This window comes from Ruegeria sp. (assembly GCF_965243365.1).
Taxonomy (GTDB): Bacteria; Pseudomonadota; Alphaproteobacteria; order Rhodobacterales; family Rhodobacteraceae; genus Ruegeria.
Genome location: NZ_CBDEUW010000002.1, coordinates 1328334 through 1342710, shown reverse-complemented (window position 1 = coordinate 1342710; position 14377 = coordinate 1328334). Strand labels below are relative to the sequence as shown.

21 protein-coding genes are annotated in these 14377 nt (G+C 58.4%); 12 read left to right on the top strand and 9 right to left on the bottom strand.

Annotated elements, in window-relative coordinates:
* Nucleotides 1–58: 58 nt before the first annotated feature.
* Both ACP0GE_RS10350 and ACP0GE_RS10345 read right to left on the bottom strand, forming a co-directional pair.
* A complete protein-coding gene (locus tag ACP0GE_RS10350; RefSeq protein ID WP_424831869.1) occupies nt 59–667 on the bottom strand; it encodes an MlaC/ttg2D family ABC transporter substrate-binding protein in 609 nt (202 codons plus the stop codon).
* Complete coding sequence (locus ACP0GE_RS10345) at nt 657–1439, bottom strand: MlaA family lipoprotein (RefSeq protein WP_424833836.1); 783 nt, start codon at nt 1437–1439, stop codon at nt 657–659. The genes ACP0GE_RS10350 and ACP0GE_RS10345 overlap by 11 nt, the downstream gene beginning before the upstream one ends.
* 328 nt (nt 1440–1767) lie before the next feature.
* Here ACP0GE_RS10345 and ACP0GE_RS10340 point away from each other — a divergent pair, with 328 nt between their 5' ends.
* From ACP0GE_RS10340 to ACP0GE_RS10325, 4 genes are read left to right on the top strand one after another with little or no spacing between them, the layout of a single operon-like run.
* Nucleotides 1768–2223: a RidA family protein gene (locus tag ACP0GE_RS10340; protein WP_424831868.1), complete on the top strand. Its 456-nt coding sequence runs from the start codon at nt 1768–1770 to the stop codon at nt 2221–2223.
* Nucleotides 2220–2987, top strand: coding sequence for a glycerophosphodiester phosphodiesterase family protein (locus ACP0GE_RS10335; protein WP_424831867.1), 768 nt, complete (start codon nt 2220–2222; stop codon nt 2985–2987). The genes ACP0GE_RS10340 and ACP0GE_RS10335 overlap by 4 nt, the downstream gene beginning before the upstream one ends.
* Before the next feature lie 45 nt (nt 2988–3032).
* Nucleotides 3033–4220, top strand: a complete 1188-nt coding sequence (locus ACP0GE_RS10330) for a GNAT family N-acetyltransferase (RefSeq protein WP_424831866.1) — start codon at nt 3033–3035, stop codon at nt 4218–4220.
* Nucleotides 4217–4510: a 4a-hydroxytetrahydrobiopterin dehydratase gene (locus ACP0GE_RS10325; protein ID WP_424831865.1), complete on the top strand. Its 294-nt coding sequence runs from the start codon at nt 4217–4219 to the stop codon at nt 4508–4510. Before ACP0GE_RS10330 ends, ACP0GE_RS10325 begins: the two co-directional genes overlap by 4 nt.
* Here ACP0GE_RS10325 and ACP0GE_RS10320 read toward each other — a convergent pair.
* From ACP0GE_RS10320 to ACP0GE_RS10305, 4 genes are all read right to left on the bottom strand, one after another.
* A complete protein-coding gene (locus tag ACP0GE_RS10320) occupies nt 4507–4815 on the bottom strand; it encodes a hypothetical protein (RefSeq protein WP_424831864.1) in 309 nt (102 codons plus the stop codon). The two genes, ACP0GE_RS10325 and ACP0GE_RS10320, sit on opposite strands and share 4 nt — an antisense overlap.
* Before the next feature lie 28 nt (nt 4816–4843).
* A complete protein-coding gene (locus tag ACP0GE_RS10315) occupies nt 4844–5188 on the bottom strand; it encodes a hypothetical protein (protein WP_424831863.1) in 345 nt (114 codons plus the stop codon).
* Between the two features lie 11 nt (nt 5189–5199).
* Nucleotides 5200–5445 (bottom strand): glycine zipper 2TM domain-containing protein, encoded by a 246-nt coding sequence (locus ACP0GE_RS10310; RefSeq protein ID WP_424831862.1) that lies wholly within the window; start codon nt 5443–5445, stop codon nt 5200–5202.
* A 102-nt stretch (nt 5446–5547) separates the two neighbouring features.
* A complete protein-coding gene (locus ACP0GE_RS10305) occupies nt 5548–6033 on the bottom strand; it encodes a peroxiredoxin (protein ID WP_424831861.1) in 486 nt (161 codons plus the stop codon).
* Nucleotides 6034–6132: 99 nt separating this feature from the next.
* On the opposite strand from ACP0GE_RS10305, the gene ACP0GE_RS10300 reads away from it, so the two are divergent.
* From ACP0GE_RS10300 to ACP0GE_RS10285, 4 genes are all read left to right on the top strand, one after another.
* The gene (locus tag ACP0GE_RS10300) at nt 6133–7344 is read left to right on the top strand and encodes an NAD(P)/FAD-dependent oxidoreductase (RefSeq protein ID WP_424831860.1); all 1212 of its coding nucleotides are present in this window, start codon (nt 6133–6135) and stop codon (nt 7342–7344) included.
* Complete coding sequence (gene rsmD / locus ACP0GE_RS10295; protein WP_424831859.1) at nt 7341–7901, top strand: 16S rRNA (guanine(966)-N(2))-methyltransferase RsmD; 561 nt, start codon at nt 7341–7343, stop codon at nt 7899–7901. The genes ACP0GE_RS10300 and rsmD overlap by 4 nt, the downstream gene beginning before the upstream one ends.
* An 88-nt stretch (nt 7902–7989) precedes the next feature.
* Complete coding sequence (locus tag ACP0GE_RS10290; protein WP_424831858.1) at nt 7990–8625, top strand: HAD family hydrolase; 636 nt, start codon at nt 7990–7992, stop codon at nt 8623–8625.
* Nucleotides 8626–8660: 35 nt separating this feature from the next.
* Nucleotides 8661–8828 (top strand): hypothetical protein, encoded by a 168-nt coding sequence (locus ACP0GE_RS10285; protein WP_424831857.1) that lies wholly within the window; start codon nt 8661–8663, stop codon nt 8826–8828.
* Here the strand turns inward: ACP0GE_RS10285 and map are convergent.
* The 3 genes from map to sfsA all read right to left on the bottom strand — a co-directional run bounded on the left by map (nt 8816) and on the right by sfsA (nt 11347).
* Nucleotides 8816–9628, bottom strand: coding sequence for a type I methionyl aminopeptidase (gene map, locus ACP0GE_RS10280; RefSeq protein WP_424831856.1), 813 nt, complete (start codon nt 9626–9628; stop codon nt 8816–8818). The two genes, ACP0GE_RS10285 and map, sit on opposite strands and share 13 nt — an antisense overlap.
* Nucleotides 9629–9908: 280 nt before the next feature.
* Entirely contained in the window at nt 9909–10541 is a 633-nt protein-coding gene (locus tag ACP0GE_RS10275) for a LysE family translocator (RefSeq protein ID WP_424831855.1), read from the bottom strand.
* Between the two features lie 101 nt (nt 10542–10642).
* Nucleotides 10643–11347, bottom strand: a complete 705-nt coding sequence (sfsA, locus tag ACP0GE_RS10270; protein WP_424831854.1) for a DNA/RNA nuclease SfsA — start codon at nt 11345–11347, stop codon at nt 10643–10645.
* Nucleotides 11348–11396: 49 nt separating this feature from the next.
* Here sfsA and ACP0GE_RS10265 point away from each other — a divergent pair, with 49 nt between their 5' ends.
* The 4 genes from ACP0GE_RS10265 to ACP0GE_RS10250 are packed head-to-tail and all read left to right on the top strand — an operon-like array spanning nt 11397 to nt 14308.
* Nucleotides 11397–12119, top strand: a complete 723-nt coding sequence (locus ACP0GE_RS10265; protein ID WP_424831853.1) for a competence/damage-inducible protein A — start codon at nt 11397–11399, stop codon at nt 12117–12119.
* The gene (locus tag ACP0GE_RS10260; RefSeq protein WP_424831852.1) at nt 12116–12826 is read left to right on the top strand and encodes a GNAT family N-acetyltransferase; all 711 of its coding nucleotides are present in this window, start codon (nt 12116–12118) and stop codon (nt 12824–12826) included. Before ACP0GE_RS10265 ends, ACP0GE_RS10260 begins: the two co-directional genes overlap by 4 nt.
* Before the next feature lie 25 nt (nt 12827–12851).
* A complete protein-coding gene (locus ACP0GE_RS10255; RefSeq protein WP_424833835.1) occupies nt 12852–13409 on the top strand; it encodes a peroxidase-related enzyme in 558 nt (185 codons plus the stop codon).
* Nucleotides 13406–14308 (top strand): OmpA family protein, encoded by a 903-nt coding sequence (locus ACP0GE_RS10250; RefSeq protein ID WP_424831851.1) that lies wholly within the window; start codon nt 13406–13408, stop codon nt 14306–14308. Before ACP0GE_RS10255 ends, ACP0GE_RS10250 begins: the two co-directional genes overlap by 4 nt.
* Nucleotides 14309–14377 lie beyond the last annotated feature (69 nt).

The following is a 14377-nucleotide window of genomic DNA, read 5'->3' as shown; positions in this document are numbered from 1 at the left end:
AGAAAACCGCCGCGCGAGTGGCTCGTGCGGCGGTTTTTCATGACAAGTCCAAGCTGAATCAGCCGGTCTTTCCCAGGTCCTTGATCAGCTGGTTCAGGTTGCCCTTGCGCGCATCCAGCATAGCGCCGATTTCGGTGCGCTCGGTCAGCAGCAGATTCACCCCTTCGATGAACATGTTATAGAACTTGCCACTGCCGGATTTGTCCGACACCAGAAAAGTAACCTCAAATGGGGCTGACCCGCGCAGTTTGACCGAGGTGCGTACTTCATATCCGGCCTTAATCTTGCGCGCGTTGCGTACAGACACTTCACCACCGATGAATTCACGGAACCGGCGGCCATATTTGCGCGAGATATATCCTTCGAATGCCTTGGTGAACTGGCGCATTTGGGCCGAGGACGCGCTGCGTGCCTCTACACCCAAAGCATAGCGGGCCATGATCGGCACATCGCCATACTGTACAAAGATCTTCTGAAAATCGCGCAGCATGGCCTTTTCGGATTTGCCGGATTCGATGACGCGGGTGATGTCGGCGACCACGCTGTTGACCAGTTGCTTGGCACTGTCTTCGGTCAGGGCAAATGCGGGCAGGGGTAGCGCGATGGCCGTCAACCCGACCAGGGCTGTTGCGGCAAAGCTACGGCGGTTCATCAGGTTATTCGGCATAGGGGTCCTCGTAGGGGTCGAGATAGGGGTCCCTGACTGGGTCGGTCCCCGTTGTGGCATAGGGGTCGTCATACAGTCCCAGATAGGCGTCTTCGTCATCCCTTGCCAGTTCAAAGCGGCGGTTTTGCAGGTAAATCGTCCGGGCCTGCGCGTAACTGTCCGCACTTTCATACAAAATCGAATCGACCGTGTCCGAGAACCTGCCGCGATCGCCCATGCGCCGCACGACTTCGGCATAAACACCCAAATTGTCCGCCGGTCGTGTGGGCGAAAAGTTGATCGGGTTCGAGAACAGGTTGACCACAACACCAACCGCATCCCGTGTTGTCGACGGGCCATAGAAGGGCAGTTCCACATAGGCGCCCTCGCCAAAGCCCCAGACATGCAGGGTTTCGCCGAAGTCAGTGTCGACCGGGGGCAGATTCAGTTCATCCGCGGGCGAGGACAGACCGGCCCCACCAACGGTCATATTGATCACGAACCGCAGCAACGCGTTGCCCGACTGCTTGAGGTTTCCCTGTAACAGATAGTCCACCGCCTGACCCGGCAGCGAGATATTCTCGGCAAAGGTGCTGAAACTTGTGACCATCGGATCGGGTACGATCTTCACATAGCCTTTCGAGGCCGGGCGGAACAGAAAACGGTCTACGCCCAGGTTGAATTTGTGAATACCGCGATTTGCGTTTTCGTAGGGGTCAAAAATTTCCCCGCGCGCGGACTCCTCGGCGGGTTGCGACGCACAGGCGCTGAGCACTGCCAGAACGGGCAGCATAAACAAATGCTTGAAGCGGAATCTGCTCGACACTGTCTTCGATACTCCGGATCGCCAGTTTGGGTCTGGCTTTCAATCACTACTGCTATGGCCGGGCCCGCAAGGCCCAAGTTGCCGTCACATAAAAGTTTCAGGCTCGAATTGAAACACCTAGCCTTTAACTTGATGAACACAATTTGGCAAAGTGATGGATTTACTTAGCCCGGAATAAGAGAATCTATGCTCAGAACACGTGCAATGCGGAAAATGACGGTTTCCGGCTTTCCGCTGCGCGCTTTCCCGGTTAGCGTCCGCCCGAGTCGAATTACTTAGGGTGAGGATCATACTCATGAGCATCGCAGCAAAACTGGAAAGCCTTGGCATAACCTTGCCGGATGCACCCGCACCGGCGGCGAACTATGTGCCTTTCGTGAGAATCGGCAATATTGTTTACGTTTCGGGCCAGATTTCCAAGGACGACGATCTGATCACCGGAAAACTGGGCGCGGACATGGATGTCGAGGCGGGTGCAGCAGCAGCCAAGGTTTGTGCGATCAATCTGCTTGCACAGGTCAAGGCGGCTTGTGATGGGGATATCGAGAATCTGGTGCGTGTGATAAAGTTGACCGGCTTTGTGAACTCGACCCCTGAATTTACCGCGCAGCCGCAGGTGATCAATGGCGCTTCGGATTTTCTGGTCGAGGCGCTGGGCGAGGCTGGCCGTCACTCTCGATCCGCTGTCAGTGCCGCGTCGCTGCCGCTGGGCGTGGCGGTCGAAATCGAAGGTATCTTCGAGGTCCGATGACACCCGCTTTGCCTGATGCGTTTCTGCAGACCCCGATTGCGCATCGGGCCTTGCACGACAAGACCAAGAACCGCCCGGAAAACAGTCGGGCGGCCATTCGCGCCGCTGTTGAGGCTGGCTATGGGATCGAGATTGATCTGCAACTGACCTCGGACAACCGGGCGATGGCCTTTCATGACTATGACCTGAAGCGTCTGACCGGACAGCCCGGCCCAATCCGACAGATTACGGCAGAACAGGCGCGGGCGACACCGCTGCTTCATGCCGAGGACGGCATCCCGACACTGGACGAGGTTCTGGATATCGTCGGTGGTCGGGTCCCCCTGCTGATCGAGCTTAAGGATCAGGACGGTGCCATGGGTCCGAATGTCGGAGCGCTTGAGGCTGATACGGTGCGCGCATTGAAGGGTTATGACGGCCCGGTCGCGCTGATGTCCTTCAATCCGAATTCGGTCTCCGAACTGGTCCGTCTGGCCCCGGATCTTCCCCGGGGCATCGTCACCTGCGCCTATCGGCCCGAGGTCGAGCTGCTGCCGGCTGCGGTCTGCGACCACCTGCGCGGCATACCCGATTTCGACCGTGTTGGCGCCAGTTTCATCAGCCACGAGGCCGCCGATCTGTCTCGTCCTCGTGTTGCTGAACTAAAAGCGCAAGGGGTGCCGATTCTGTGTTGGACCATCCGGTCGCCCGGGCAAGAGGCCGAGGCCCGTAAGGTTGCCAATAATGTGACCTTCGAAGGGTATCTGGCCGCACAACCCGCTTGAACCCTGCCCCTGCCATCACAAATAATGGCAGGGCGCGGAGGGAATATGGATCAGGCACAAATCGAAGTTCGGGTTCTAAGCGCGCTGTCGCAGATTCCTGCAGCCGAATGGGATAGCTGTGCCTGCCCCGAAACAGCGGATGGTGGGCGGCCATTTGATCCGTTCACGACGCACCGGTTTTTGTCCGCGCTTGAAGACAGCGGCTCGGTCGGGCGCGGGACCGGGTGGCAACCTCAGTACCTGACAGCCTATCTGGACGGGATGCTGATCGGTGCCGCGCCGATGTTTGCCAAATCACACAGTCAGGGCGAATATATTTTCGATCATAGCTGGGCCCACGCCTATGAAAGCGCGGGTGGGCGCTATTACCCCAAATTGCAGATCGCTGTGCCGTTTACCCCTGCGACGGGGCGGCGGTTCCTGGTTCGTCCCGGCTATGATGCGGTGGGTATGTCGGCGCTGGTGCAGGGTGCTGTGCAACTGGCAGCCGAGAACCGGATATCGTCGCTGCACGCCACATTCTGTACGGAGGCCGAGGCGCTGGCGGGAGAGCAGATGGGCCTGCTGCAGCGCACCTCGCAGCAGTTTCATTGGCTGAACGATGATTACGCGGATTTTGATGGGTTTCTGACCGCCTTATCGTCTCGCAAGCGGAAGAACATTCGCAGGGAACGGGCGCAGGCCTGCGATTTCGGGGGTGAGATCAGAACCATCACCGGACCAGACTTGCAGCCTGAACACTGGGACGCATTCTGGCAGTTTTATCAGGACACAGGTGCACGCAAGTGGGGCTCGCCCTACCTGACCCGCCAATTCTTTGATATCGCACAGGAAACCATGGCAGATGACATGGCTTTGGTGTTGGCAGAACGCAACGGGTATCCTATCGCCGGGGCTTTGAATTTCATTGGGCGAGAAACGTTGTTTGGCCGGTATTGGGGGTGTGTCGAACACCATGCCTGCCTGCATTTCGAACTGTGCTATTATAGGGCGATCGACTTTGCCATTGCCAACGGACTGGCCCGGGTCGAAGCTGGCGCGCAGGGTGAACACAAGTTGGCGCGTGGCTATCTGCCGACCCGTACCTTCAGCCTGCACTGGATCGGCGATCCGGGATTTGCAGATGCGGTTCGGAAATATCTGGACGCCGAGGCCCACGCAGTGGGAGAAGAGATCGAGATTCTGACGGATTATGGTCCGTTCAGAAAGTCGAACCCGGAGGAACAGCAATGACTGAACTTTTGTCGACCGAGGCCCGCGGCCCGCTGTTGGACCCGTTGTTCAAAAACGGCTGGACCATGGTGGAAGATCGTGACGCCATCACCAAAACCTTCATTTTCGACAATTTTGTCCAGGCGTTCGGCTGGATGACGCAAGTTGCGATCTTTGCCGAAAAGTGGAACCACCACCCCGAATGGTCCAACGTCTATCGGACCGTCGAAGTGGTGCTGTCGACCCATGATGTGGGTGGATTGTCGTCTCTGGATGCCAAGCTGGCGCGCAAGATGGATAGTCTGGTTTAACGGTTTCCACCCGATCCCATACCGCCTGCCAATGACGCCGCGACGCTCATCTGTTTGAACTCTTCGGGCGTCACGGTGCCATCGCTGACATTGATGTTTCCAGGAATTCCAATGGTGCGATTGCCAATCGAGCGAACGCTGCGTGCAAACGGATTGATGTCCAAGCACCGCGTCTCGTAACAAGTCAAACCTTCAGTATTGATTTGAATACGGGTCTGGCCATCCGGGCCGGTCACCACGGGTGCTTGCGGCACGTCACAGGCCGCAAGCGCGGTAATTCCCGCCAACAACATCCATTTATTCATGACATGCTCCTGTCAGAACATACCGACGTCAATCCAACTGGCCGTTTTCGTCACGATCCGCCGAATTGAAATCGCTTTCCATCTGCGCGTCGTATTCTGCCCTTGAGATAAGGCTGTCTCCGTCCCGGTCAACGGATTGGAATTGTTTAATGTCCAGAAACGGCTTGGTTTCTTCCAAACCTAAAGTGCCGTTCTTGTCTCCGTCCATCGCCTGAAAGGCATAGTCCGAGAAGGCGTTGAACTCATCCTTGGACAGAAAACCGTCATTGTTGGTGTCGATGGCCTTCAGCTCATTCTCATGCAGTTCCGCGACGGTTTCCGCGCTGGCGATGCCGGCGCATGTCAGGGCCGCAATCAGTATAACTCGTTTCATGTCCCGCCTCCTCAGCACGCGTATCTTTGACCTTCGAAACCACCAGTGGCAGCGCCCGCGGCCGTCAGGATTGCCTTACCGGACCCGCCGCCGAACTGGTTGCCGATGGCTCCGCCGATCAGCGCGCCGCCCAATGTGCCGCTGAGGCATGCGATTTCATGCTGCCGGGCCGCCTGCTGTTGAGGGGTTGGGGCCGGGCCGCACGCTGCCAGCGCACCTGCGCAGCCCAGAACGAGGGTAATTTTCTTCAACGCCATCAATGAACTCCCTGATTGAATACACCAAGTATCCGCGCATCGGGGTGTTGCATCAAGTTAAATGCGGTTCAGGTCGCCCCGACCGTGCCGGGGCAAGCGAGATCAGATCACGTCCAACAAGCCTTCGCCCGCTGAAATCTCGCAAGTACCGGGGCTTTCTTCCAGGTTCAGGGCGGTTACCTTGCCGTCTTCGACCAGCATCGCATAGCGTTTGGACCGCGCAATCAACCCGACAGGCGGTGCATCGAAATCCATGCCGATGGCCTTGGTGAATTCCGATGCCGCGTCGGACAGCATGGTCAGGCCGGCGGCTGTGGCCCCTGTGGACTCTCCCCAGGCGCCCATCACGAACGGGTCGTTGACGGAAACGCAGATGATCTCATCAACACCCTTGGCGTCGAACTGACCTTTGGTGCGAATAAAGCTTGGCACATGTGCCGTAGTACAGGTGCCGGTGAATGCACCGGGAACTGCGAAGATCACGACTTTGCGCCCTTTGGTCTTTTCTGAAACCCGAACCTCTTCCGGTCCGTCCGAACCCATTTGGATCAGTGTGGCGTCGGGGAGGGTGTCACCTGTTGAAATCATTTTTACACTCCTGTCGTTTGGATTTGCAGAGTCGGGCTTTGCCGCAATATAGGTGTCCGAGTGGAAGAGACCACGGGAATTCGACAGGGTGGGAGGAACATGAGCCATATAGTCGTGATTGGAGCAGGTCAGGCGGGTGCATCTCTGGTTGCACGGTTACGCAACGACGGGTTTGACGGGGATATCACCCTGATCGGGGCCGAACCGCATCCGCCCTATCAGCGCCCGCCGCTGTCCAAGGCTTATCTGTTAGGAGAGATGGAGCTAGAGCGCCTGTTCCTGCGGCCTGAAAGCTTTTACGCCGAAAACAACATCACCTTACGCCTGGGTCAGCGCGTCACCGCAATCGATCCGCAAGCCAAGACAGTGACCGTGGGCGATGAGGTCATCGCTTATGATGAACTGGCGCTGACCACGGGATCGGACCCGCGTCGCCTGCCTGCTGCAATTGGCGGGGATCTGGGCGGTGTCCATGTGGTGCGCGATCTGGCCCATATCGACGAGATGGAGCCCCGGGTGGCCGAGGGCGCGCGCGCCCTGATCGTGGGTGGCGGTTATATCGGGCTTGAGGCCGCAGCCGTTTGCGCCAAGCGCGGAGTCAAGGTGACTCTGGTCGAGATGGCCGACCGCATCTTGCAGCGCGTCGCCGCGCCCGAGACCAGTGATTACTTCCGTGCCCTGCACAGCGAGTACGGCGCGGATATTCGCGAGGGCGTTGGGCTGGATCGGCTTATCGGCGAAGATGGGAAGGTAACGGGGGCGGTCCTGACCGACGGCACCGAAGTGGAGGTGGATTTCGTCGTGGTCGGCGTCGGCATCGCGCCTGCGACCCAGCTGGCCGAAATGGCTGGGCTTGAGCTGGATAACGGCATCAAAACCAATGCCCATGGCCGGACGTCCGATCCCTCGATCTGGGCGGCGGGCGATTGTGCGTCCTTTCCGCATGGTGAAGGGCGGATCCGGCTGGAGAGCGTGCCGAACGCCATCGATCAGGCCGAAATCGTGGCCCAGAACATGTTGGGCGCGGCCAGGGATTATGTGGCAAAACCTTGGTTCTGGTCGGACCAGTATGACGTGAAGCTACAGATTGCTGGGCTGAACACAGGCTATGACCGTGTCGTGACCCGTCAGGGTGAAGGCCAGACCGTGTCTTTCTGGTATTACAACGGCGACCAGTTGATCGCAGTGGACGCAATGAACGACCCGCGCGCCTATATGGTCGGCAAGCGTTTGATCGAGATGGGTAAGACCGCTGACCCAGCCATCGTAGCCGACCCGGAGGCCGACCTTAAACCGCTGCTTAAGGCGTGAGGATCATTGCCGGAGAGTTCCGGGGCCGGACCTTGGCCTCGGTTGGCAAAGGGGATGCGGGCGCGCATCTGCGTCCCACCACAGATCGGGTGCGCGAAAGCCTGTTCAACGTTCTGACCCACCAGGTCGATTTCGACGGCCTTCGTGTGCTGGACCTGTTCGCTGGCACCGGCGCGCTGGGGCTTGAGGCGCTGTCGCGTGGGGCTGCGCACGTGACTTTTGTCGACGACGGACGTGTGGCGCAGGGTCTGATCCGCAAGAATATCGACCTGACCCGTAGCGCCGATCGCACCGACCTGATCCGCCGCGATGCGACGCGGTTACCCGAGAACACCGGCGCGCCATATGACCTTATCTTCCTCGACCCGCCTTACGGCAAGGCGCTGGGTCAGAAAGCTGTCGCTGCTGCTGTGGACGGAGGGTGGGTTGCGGAAGGCGCCCTGCTGGTTTGGGAAGAAAACGCTCCCATGCCCGCGCCGGATGGGTTCAGCCTGCACAATACGCGGAAATATGGCGATACCCACATCTCGTTGATGTGGCGCAATGTTTCAGGCTGAAACAGGTCGCGCAGATTGACGCCTATCTGCCATTTGCATGCTGCTTTCTCCTCGGTTAGGTCGACTCCACAACAGGCGGAGGCCCCATATGCACGATCTTGTCATCTTCGATTGTGACGGTGTGCTGGTTGATAGTGAAATCCCTTCGAACCAGGCATTAGCTGATAGCTTGTCCCGCTATGGATTGAATTTGACACTCGCTGAATGCCTGTCGATCTTTGCCGGGCACACGACCGGAGAGTGCATGGAAAAGGCACGGGAACTGGGCGTAACCCTACCAGATAACTGGGGCAAGGAACTCGACGCGGAGACCAATAAACTATTGCGATCCGGCGTTCCGGTCATCCATGGGATTTTCGAAGTTCTGGGGCATTTGGACAAATGTGGTTTGCCGTATTGTGTGGCGTCAAACGGGCCGCCCTCTAAGATGAAGGTGACGATGGGGCAGAATGATCTTTGGGATCGGTTTAAAGATGCATTGTTTTCCGCAGAGGTGCTGGGCATCGGAAAACCCGATCCCACACTGTTTCTGACCGCCGCAAAGCACTTCGGGGCGTCCTCCCCTGTGGTAATCGAAGACAGCTTGGCGGGCGTTACCGCCGCAATCCGGGCCAATATGCGCTGTCTGGCCTATGCGCCCCACGGGAACGGAGCGGTTCTGGCAGATCTCGGTGCCGAAGTCTTCACCGACATGGCTGAGGTTCCAAGGCTTTTGGGAATCTGACCCGGTCGTGCTAACATCCGCATATGGACCGCGCTTTGACCCCTTGGACCTGGTCGTTCTCCCGCGACGCCGAGACCTCTACAGGCCCCGAGCCAAAACCCTTGCGCGCGCCGGTCTTTATTCACGACGCGGTCATCCCGTGGCGGGATGAGACATTGCTGTTAAAGCTGTTGCGCGATCAGGCCGCAGATCAGGACGAATAGGTCGGGTGGAACTTGTTGCCCGGTGAAAGGGTAAAGATCTCAACCCCATCCGCTGTTACACCGACCGAATGCTCGAACTGCGCCGACAGCGACTTGTCGCGGGTCACGGCGGTCCAGTCATCCGCCAGCGTTTTAGTCTCGGGGCGGCCCAGATTGACCATCGGTTCGATAGTGAAAAACATGCCCTCTTCCAGCTTGGCACCGGTTCCCGGACGACCATAGTGCAGCACATTCGGCGGGGCGTGGAACACCCGGCCCAGACCATGGCCGCAGAAATCGCGTACGACGCTCATCCGATGCGCCTCGACATAAGCCTGGATCGCGTGGCCGATATCGCCGAACGTGTTGCCCGGCTTGACCATCTCGATGCCTTTGAACAGCGCATCATGGGTTACCTGGATCAGGCGTTCCGCCTTGCGCGGCAATTTCCCGGCCACATACATGCGCGAGGTATCGCCAAACCAGCCGTCGACAATGACCGTGACGTCGATATTCAGAATATCGCCATCCTTCAGCTTTTTGTCGCCCGGAATCCCGTGGCAGACCACATGGTTCACGCTGATACAGCTGGCGTGCTGATACCCCTTGTAGCCTATCGTGGCCGAGGTCGCGCCCGCGTCTTCGACCATCTGCGTGATGATCCCGTCAATCGCGCCAGTGGTCTGGCCGGGAAAGACATGTTCCGCAATGTCATCCAGAATCCGCGCAGCCAAGGCCCCTGCGGCGTGCATGCCAGCAAAGTCACCTTGCTCATAGATGCGGATACCGTCCTTGGTCAGACGGCCACGATGGTCTTTCATAGATGCGAGGCTCCAAATGTTTCGCGCAGCACTTCTTTTACGCTGCTTGTGTAGAAAGTACCAGAGGGCGCAGGGTCGCGGGGCGCTGTATCGAGTGATTGTGATAGATCAAGGGTTGGCGGAGGTGCCAACTGGAGTTTCACAACGTTCGATGAACCAGCTCTGAAAATCGATCACATATCAACTTTGCTATATGAATCAACGCTGCCGTCGGACGGCTTTTGCTGATTGTCCACTTTGGTTGATGCATGGACCCCCAGATGCGGACCGTTGCGGCTTCCTAATGACGCGACAGCGCAACGTTCAGGCCGAGGGCAACCAGAATACTCCCGCCGATCTTACGCACGATCTTCGCTGCCATGACCGATTGTTTGAGAGCCGCTGTGACCTTGTCCGCCAGGATCACCGCAATCACGTCCGCGCTGGAAAACATGACATTCACGACAGTCCCGAGGATGAACAACTGCAACCAAATCGGAAAGTTCGCGGCGGGATCGGTGAACTGCGGCAGAAAGGCTACGTAGAAAATAGCGGTTTTGGGGTTGAGGACCTCAACTGTCACGCTCTCCCAAAAGGCGCGCATTGGCGATTTTGTGTCTACCTCAAGCACGGATGTTGTGATGTGCTCACGCGAGAGAAACAACCTTGCACCAAGAAAAACCAAATACAGCGCACCCGCGAATTTTAGCACGGTGTAGAGGGTCGGGACCGCGTCAAACAGAATTGCAAGGCCCAGAGAGGCCGCCGCCACATGTGCATAGCCGCCAACATGAATGCCCACAGCCGCCAACCAGCCCGCTTTGCGACCTCGTGCCATCGTTTGTGCCGCTGTATAAAGCATCGCCGGTCCGGGCATGTATGCGAATACCGCTGTTGCGGCCACAAAGGCGAGCAGTAGTTCAATTGATGGCATCGGCTCTTCTTTGATATTTTCTATTGATGTTAAGTGTAGCCGACGGTCGTCCCCAATGCCGTATTTGTCAAGATGAGCCCAGAATGGGTGTTCAGCGAAACCTAAGAAGGACTGCGTTCCAGCTTGGCCACCCAAACCCCGTCAGGTGAAATCTGCGTCCCATACACCAGCTTCTCAACTCCCTTCGCCTGCGCGACTTCAAAGGCCGCTGCATAGGTTGGATCGATATCCGCAGCCAGGGCGAACCGATCGCAATCCGTCCTTTGCACCAGATACAACATGATTGCCCGGTGCCCTTGTGCCACCATCGCCGTCAACTCGCCCAGATGTTTGGTGCCACGTGCGGTGACGCTGTCGGGAAACTCGGCCAGGCCGGGCTGACGGGACAGGGTCACGCTTTTGACCTCGACATAGGCATCCGGAAGGCCGGGCTGGGTTAGTAGGAAATCGACGCGGCTGTTCTGGCCGTATTTCACTTCGGGCTTTACCGTTTCGTAAGCCGCCAGTTCTGGGATTTCTTGTGCCTCCAGTGCGGCGCGCAGGGCCTTGTTGGGGACAGATGTGTCGACGCCGGTGAAATGCCCATTCTCGTGATCCACCAGCCGCCAGCCGTATTTCAGCTTTTTCTTCGGATCGTCATTGGGTTCCAGCCAGATTTTCTCGCCCGGCTCGGCCAGATCCATCATCGAACCCGGATTGGCGCAGTGGGCGGTCACCTCGCGCCCATCCTCCAGCGTGCAATCGGCCAGAAAGCGTTTGTAGCGGCGGATCAGGCGGGCGGGGACAAGAGGGGTTTCAAATCGCATGGTCAAGGGCCTATACCTGGCCAAAGGGTCGATCAAGAGGAAGAGCGCCATGGCCAACCCAACCGCCGCAATGCTTGTGATCGGAGATGAGATCCTCTCGGGCCGGACCCGTGATGCGAATATGCACTATCTGGCGCAGGAGTTGACCAAGCACGGTATCGATCTGTCAGAGGTGCGGATCGTCAGTGATGACGCCCCGGCGATTGAGGCCGCCGTCAAAGCGCTGTCTGAAGCATATGACCATGTGTTCACCAGTGGTGGCATTGGCCCGACCCATGACGATATCACCGCCGATTGCATCGCGCGGGCCTTTGGGGCGCATATCGACATTCGCGATGATGCGCGCGCGCTGTTGCAGGCGCATTACGACAAATCGGGTCTGGAACTGAATGCGGCGCGCCTTCGGATGGCACGCATTCCCGATGGCGCGGCGCTGATAGACAATCCGGTCTCGATTGCGCCGGGGTTCACCCTTGCAAATGTGCATGTCATGGCCGGGGTGCCTTTGGTCTTTCAGGCGATGGTCGCCAGCGTGCTGACCGGTTTAACGGGCGGTCAACCTTTGTTGTCGCAAACCCTGCGCGTGGACCGGGGAGAGGGTGAAATTGCCGCAACGCTGTCTGCGCTTGCCACGGATTTCGACGACCTGTCCATCGGTTGTTATCCGTTTCAGGCCAATGGTGTTTTTGGCGCCAATGTGGTGGTCCGGGGCACCGAAGGCGCGCGGATCGATGATGCCATGACCCGCCTTGCTAAAGAGCTTGATCTATGACCACCAATTGGGCCGAGATTGTCGACGGCACCTGGCCTGCGGCGCAGTATGAACGGGTGGGCCCGTTTCAGGTGCGGCACGGGCAGGGCGGTGGATCGCGCGTTTCCGCAGCCAGTCGGCTTGGGGACGTGGCAGATGCAGATATCGATGCCGTCGAAGCCGCGATGCAGGCTATTGGCCAAAAACACCTGTTCTGTCTGCGCCCGGGGGATGAGGCTTTGGATGCGCTTCTGGCGGATCGTGGGTATGACATTCTTGATCCGGTCAACATTTATGCGTGCCCGGTCGAACGCCTGACCGACCTCGCAATCCCTCGTGTGACCGTCTTTGACATCTGGCCGCCTCTGGCGATCATGCGAGAGATTTGGGCGCAGGGCGGTATCGGGCCCGAGCGGCTGGCCGTGATGGACCGGGTGCAGGGCCCAAAGACCGGCCTGTTACTGCGGCGCAAGGATCAACCTGCCGGTGCAGGGTTTGTCGCCATTCACGATGGCATCGCCGTTGTGCACGCGTTGGAGGTTTTGCCAGATCACCGCCGCGACGGTCTGGGACAATGGGCCATGCGCGCCGCGGCTTTTTGGGCGCTGGACAACGGGGCGCAGACCCTTAGCGTGATCTGTACCAAGGCGAATGCCGGGGCAAACGGCCTTTACCATTCGCTTGGGATGGAGATTGTGGGTGAGTACCACTACCGGCAACGCGTCTGAGGAGGTTGAAGTGACGACACAGGAAATGCCCACCGCTTTGAATCTTCCAATGGTAGACCCGCTACCCGCCGAAACTCAGAAATACTTTGATATCTGTGTCGAAAAGCTGGGCATGATCCCGAATGTATTGCAGGCCTATGCCTTTGACATAGACAAGTTGAACACCTTCACGGTCATGTACAATGATCTGATGCTGGCCGATAGCGGGCTAAGCAAGCTGGAACGTGAGATGATTGCGGTTGTCGTCTCGTCCATCAACAAGTGCTTCTATTGCCTCGTCGCCCATGGCGCTGCGGTGCGTCAGTTGTCTGGTGATCCCGAATTGGGCGAGATGCTGGTTATGAACTATCGGGTCGCACCGCTGGACACCCGCCAGCGCGCCATGCTGGATTTCGCCGCCAAGATGACCAACGCCAGCGCCGAGGTTGGAGAGCTGGACCGCCAGCGCCTGCGGGACGTCGGGTTTAGGGATCGTGACATCTGGGACATTGCCAATGTGGCGGGTTTCTTCAATATGACCAACCGAGTGGCGAGTGCCACCGGAATGGTCCCAAACCCCGAATACCACGCGCAGGCCCGATGATCCGACGACTTTCCTTGTTTCTGGCAGTGTTGGCCGCGCCTGCCGTGGCGCAGGAACTTACTTTGCCATCCAGCGCTCGTCAGATCAGCGAGCGGATCAGTGTGCTGGACAGTTATGACCTGCCTATGGGGCCTTTTGCGGAAGACACCGTTCCCAGCCGCTCGGTCGAGGGGCGGGTTGAACGGACCTCGTGGCAATTGCAGGCGGGTTCCAGCACAACCTTGCAAATTCTGGCCCCTTTGCGCGATCAGCTAACAGCGCAGGGGTTCGACATCGATTTCGAATGCGAGGCCCGGACGTGCGGAGGATTCGATTTCCGGTTTGGAATCGAAGTCGTGCCAACGCCTGATATGTATGTGGCAATCCACGATTACCGCTTTTTGACTGCGTCTCGCGGCGGTGAAGTACTGAGCCTGTTGATCAGCCGCAATCCTCCGGATGGATATGTTCAGATGATCCGTGTGATACCGGCGAGCAGCAAGCCAACCCCGCCGCTGGTGATCGAGGAAACGGTAGAAGCCTCGGGTGGGTTGCTGGCCGACCTGCAACGGGATGGTCACGTAATTCTGGACGATTTGCACTTTAATACGGGCGAAGTGGCGCTGGGCGAGGGACCGTTTGCTTCACTCGCGCTGCTGGCGGCGTATCTGACGGACAATCCGGAAAGCAGGTTGGCGCTGGTCGGGCATACCGATGACACGGGCGCATTGCAGGCCAATGTTGCGGTCAGCACCCGGCGGGCCGAAGCCGTCCGCGCGCGTCTGATCGAAGCTTATGGCGTTGCCGCAAACCGGATCGAGGCGCTGGGGGCGGGATATATGGCCCCGATCACGTCGAACGCCACCCCGGAAGGCCGAGACATCAATCGCCGGGTCGAGGCGGTATTGCTGTTAAATTGACCGGCTGCTGTTCGGATTTTCGCGGCAAAAAAGAAACCCGCACAAAAGCGTGCGGGCCTTGTAGGTTCC

Excerpts from the sequence above, each read along its gene's own strand:
- ACP0GE_RS10350 (WP_424831869.1), bottom strand. The coding sequence starts at position 667 with ATGCCGAATAACCTGATGAACCGCCGTAGCTTTGCCGCAACAGCCCTG.
- ACP0GE_RS10345 (WP_424833836.1), bottom strand. The coding sequence starts at position 1,439 with ATGCTGCCCGTTCTGGCAGTGCTCAGCGCCTGTGCGTCGCAACCCGCC.
- ACP0GE_RS10340 (WP_424831868.1), top strand. The coding sequence starts at position 1,768 with ATGAGCATCGCAGCAAAACTGGAAAGCCTTGGCATAACCTTGCCGGAT.
- ACP0GE_RS10335 (WP_424831867.1), top strand. The coding sequence starts at position 2,220 with ATGACACCCGCTTTGCCTGATGCGTTTCTGCAGACCCCGATTGCGCAT.
- ACP0GE_RS10330 (WP_424831866.1), top strand. The coding sequence starts at position 3,033 with ATGGATCAGGCACAAATCGAAGTTCGGGTTCTAAGCGCGCTGTCGCAG.
- ACP0GE_RS10325 (WP_424831865.1), top strand. The coding sequence starts at position 4,217 with ATGACTGAACTTTTGTCGACCGAGGCCCGCGGCCCGCTGTTGGACCCG.
- ACP0GE_RS10320 (WP_424831864.1), bottom strand. The coding sequence starts at position 4,815 with ATGAATAAATGGATGTTGTTGGCGGGAATTACCGCGCTTGCGGCCTGT.
- ACP0GE_RS10315 (WP_424831863.1), bottom strand. The coding sequence starts at position 5,188 with ATGAAACGAGTTATACTGATTGCGGCCCTGACATGCGCCGGCATCGCC.
- ACP0GE_RS10310 (WP_424831862.1), bottom strand. The coding sequence starts at position 5,445 with ATGGCGTTGAAGAAAATTACCCTCGTTCTGGGCTGCGCAGGTGCGCTG.
- ACP0GE_RS10305 (WP_424831861.1), bottom strand. The coding sequence starts at position 6,033 with ATGATTTCAACAGGTGACACCCTCCCCGACGCCACACTGATCCAAATG.
- ACP0GE_RS10300 (WP_424831860.1), top strand. The coding sequence starts at position 6,133 with ATGAGCCATATAGTCGTGATTGGAGCAGGTCAGGCGGGTGCATCTCTG.
- ACP0GE_RS10290 (WP_424831858.1), top strand. The coding sequence starts at position 7,990 with ATGCACGATCTTGTCATCTTCGATTGTGACGGTGTGCTGGTTGATAGT.
- map (WP_424831856.1), bottom strand. The coding sequence starts at position 9,628 with ATGAAAGACCATCGTGGCCGTCTGACCAAGGACGGTATCCGCATCTAT.
- ACP0GE_RS10275 (WP_424831855.1), bottom strand. The coding sequence starts at position 10,541 with ATGCCATCAATTGAACTACTGCTCGCCTTTGTGGCCGCAACAGCGGTA.
- sfsA (WP_424831854.1), bottom strand. The coding sequence starts at position 11,347 with ATGCGATTTGAAACCCCTCTTGTCCCCGCCCGCCTGATCCGCCGCTAC.
- ACP0GE_RS10265 (WP_424831853.1), top strand. The coding sequence starts at position 11,397 with ATGGCCAACCCAACCGCCGCAATGCTTGTGATCGGAGATGAGATCCTC.
- ACP0GE_RS10260 (WP_424831852.1), top strand. The coding sequence starts at position 12,116 with ATGACCACCAATTGGGCCGAGATTGTCGACGGCACCTGGCCTGCGGCG.
- ACP0GE_RS10255 (WP_424833835.1), top strand. The coding sequence starts at position 12,852 with ATGCCCACCGCTTTGAATCTTCCAATGGTAGACCCGCTACCCGCCGAA.
- ACP0GE_RS10250 (WP_424831851.1), top strand. The coding sequence starts at position 13,406 with ATGATCCGACGACTTTCCTTGTTTCTGGCAGTGTTGGCCGCGCCTGCC.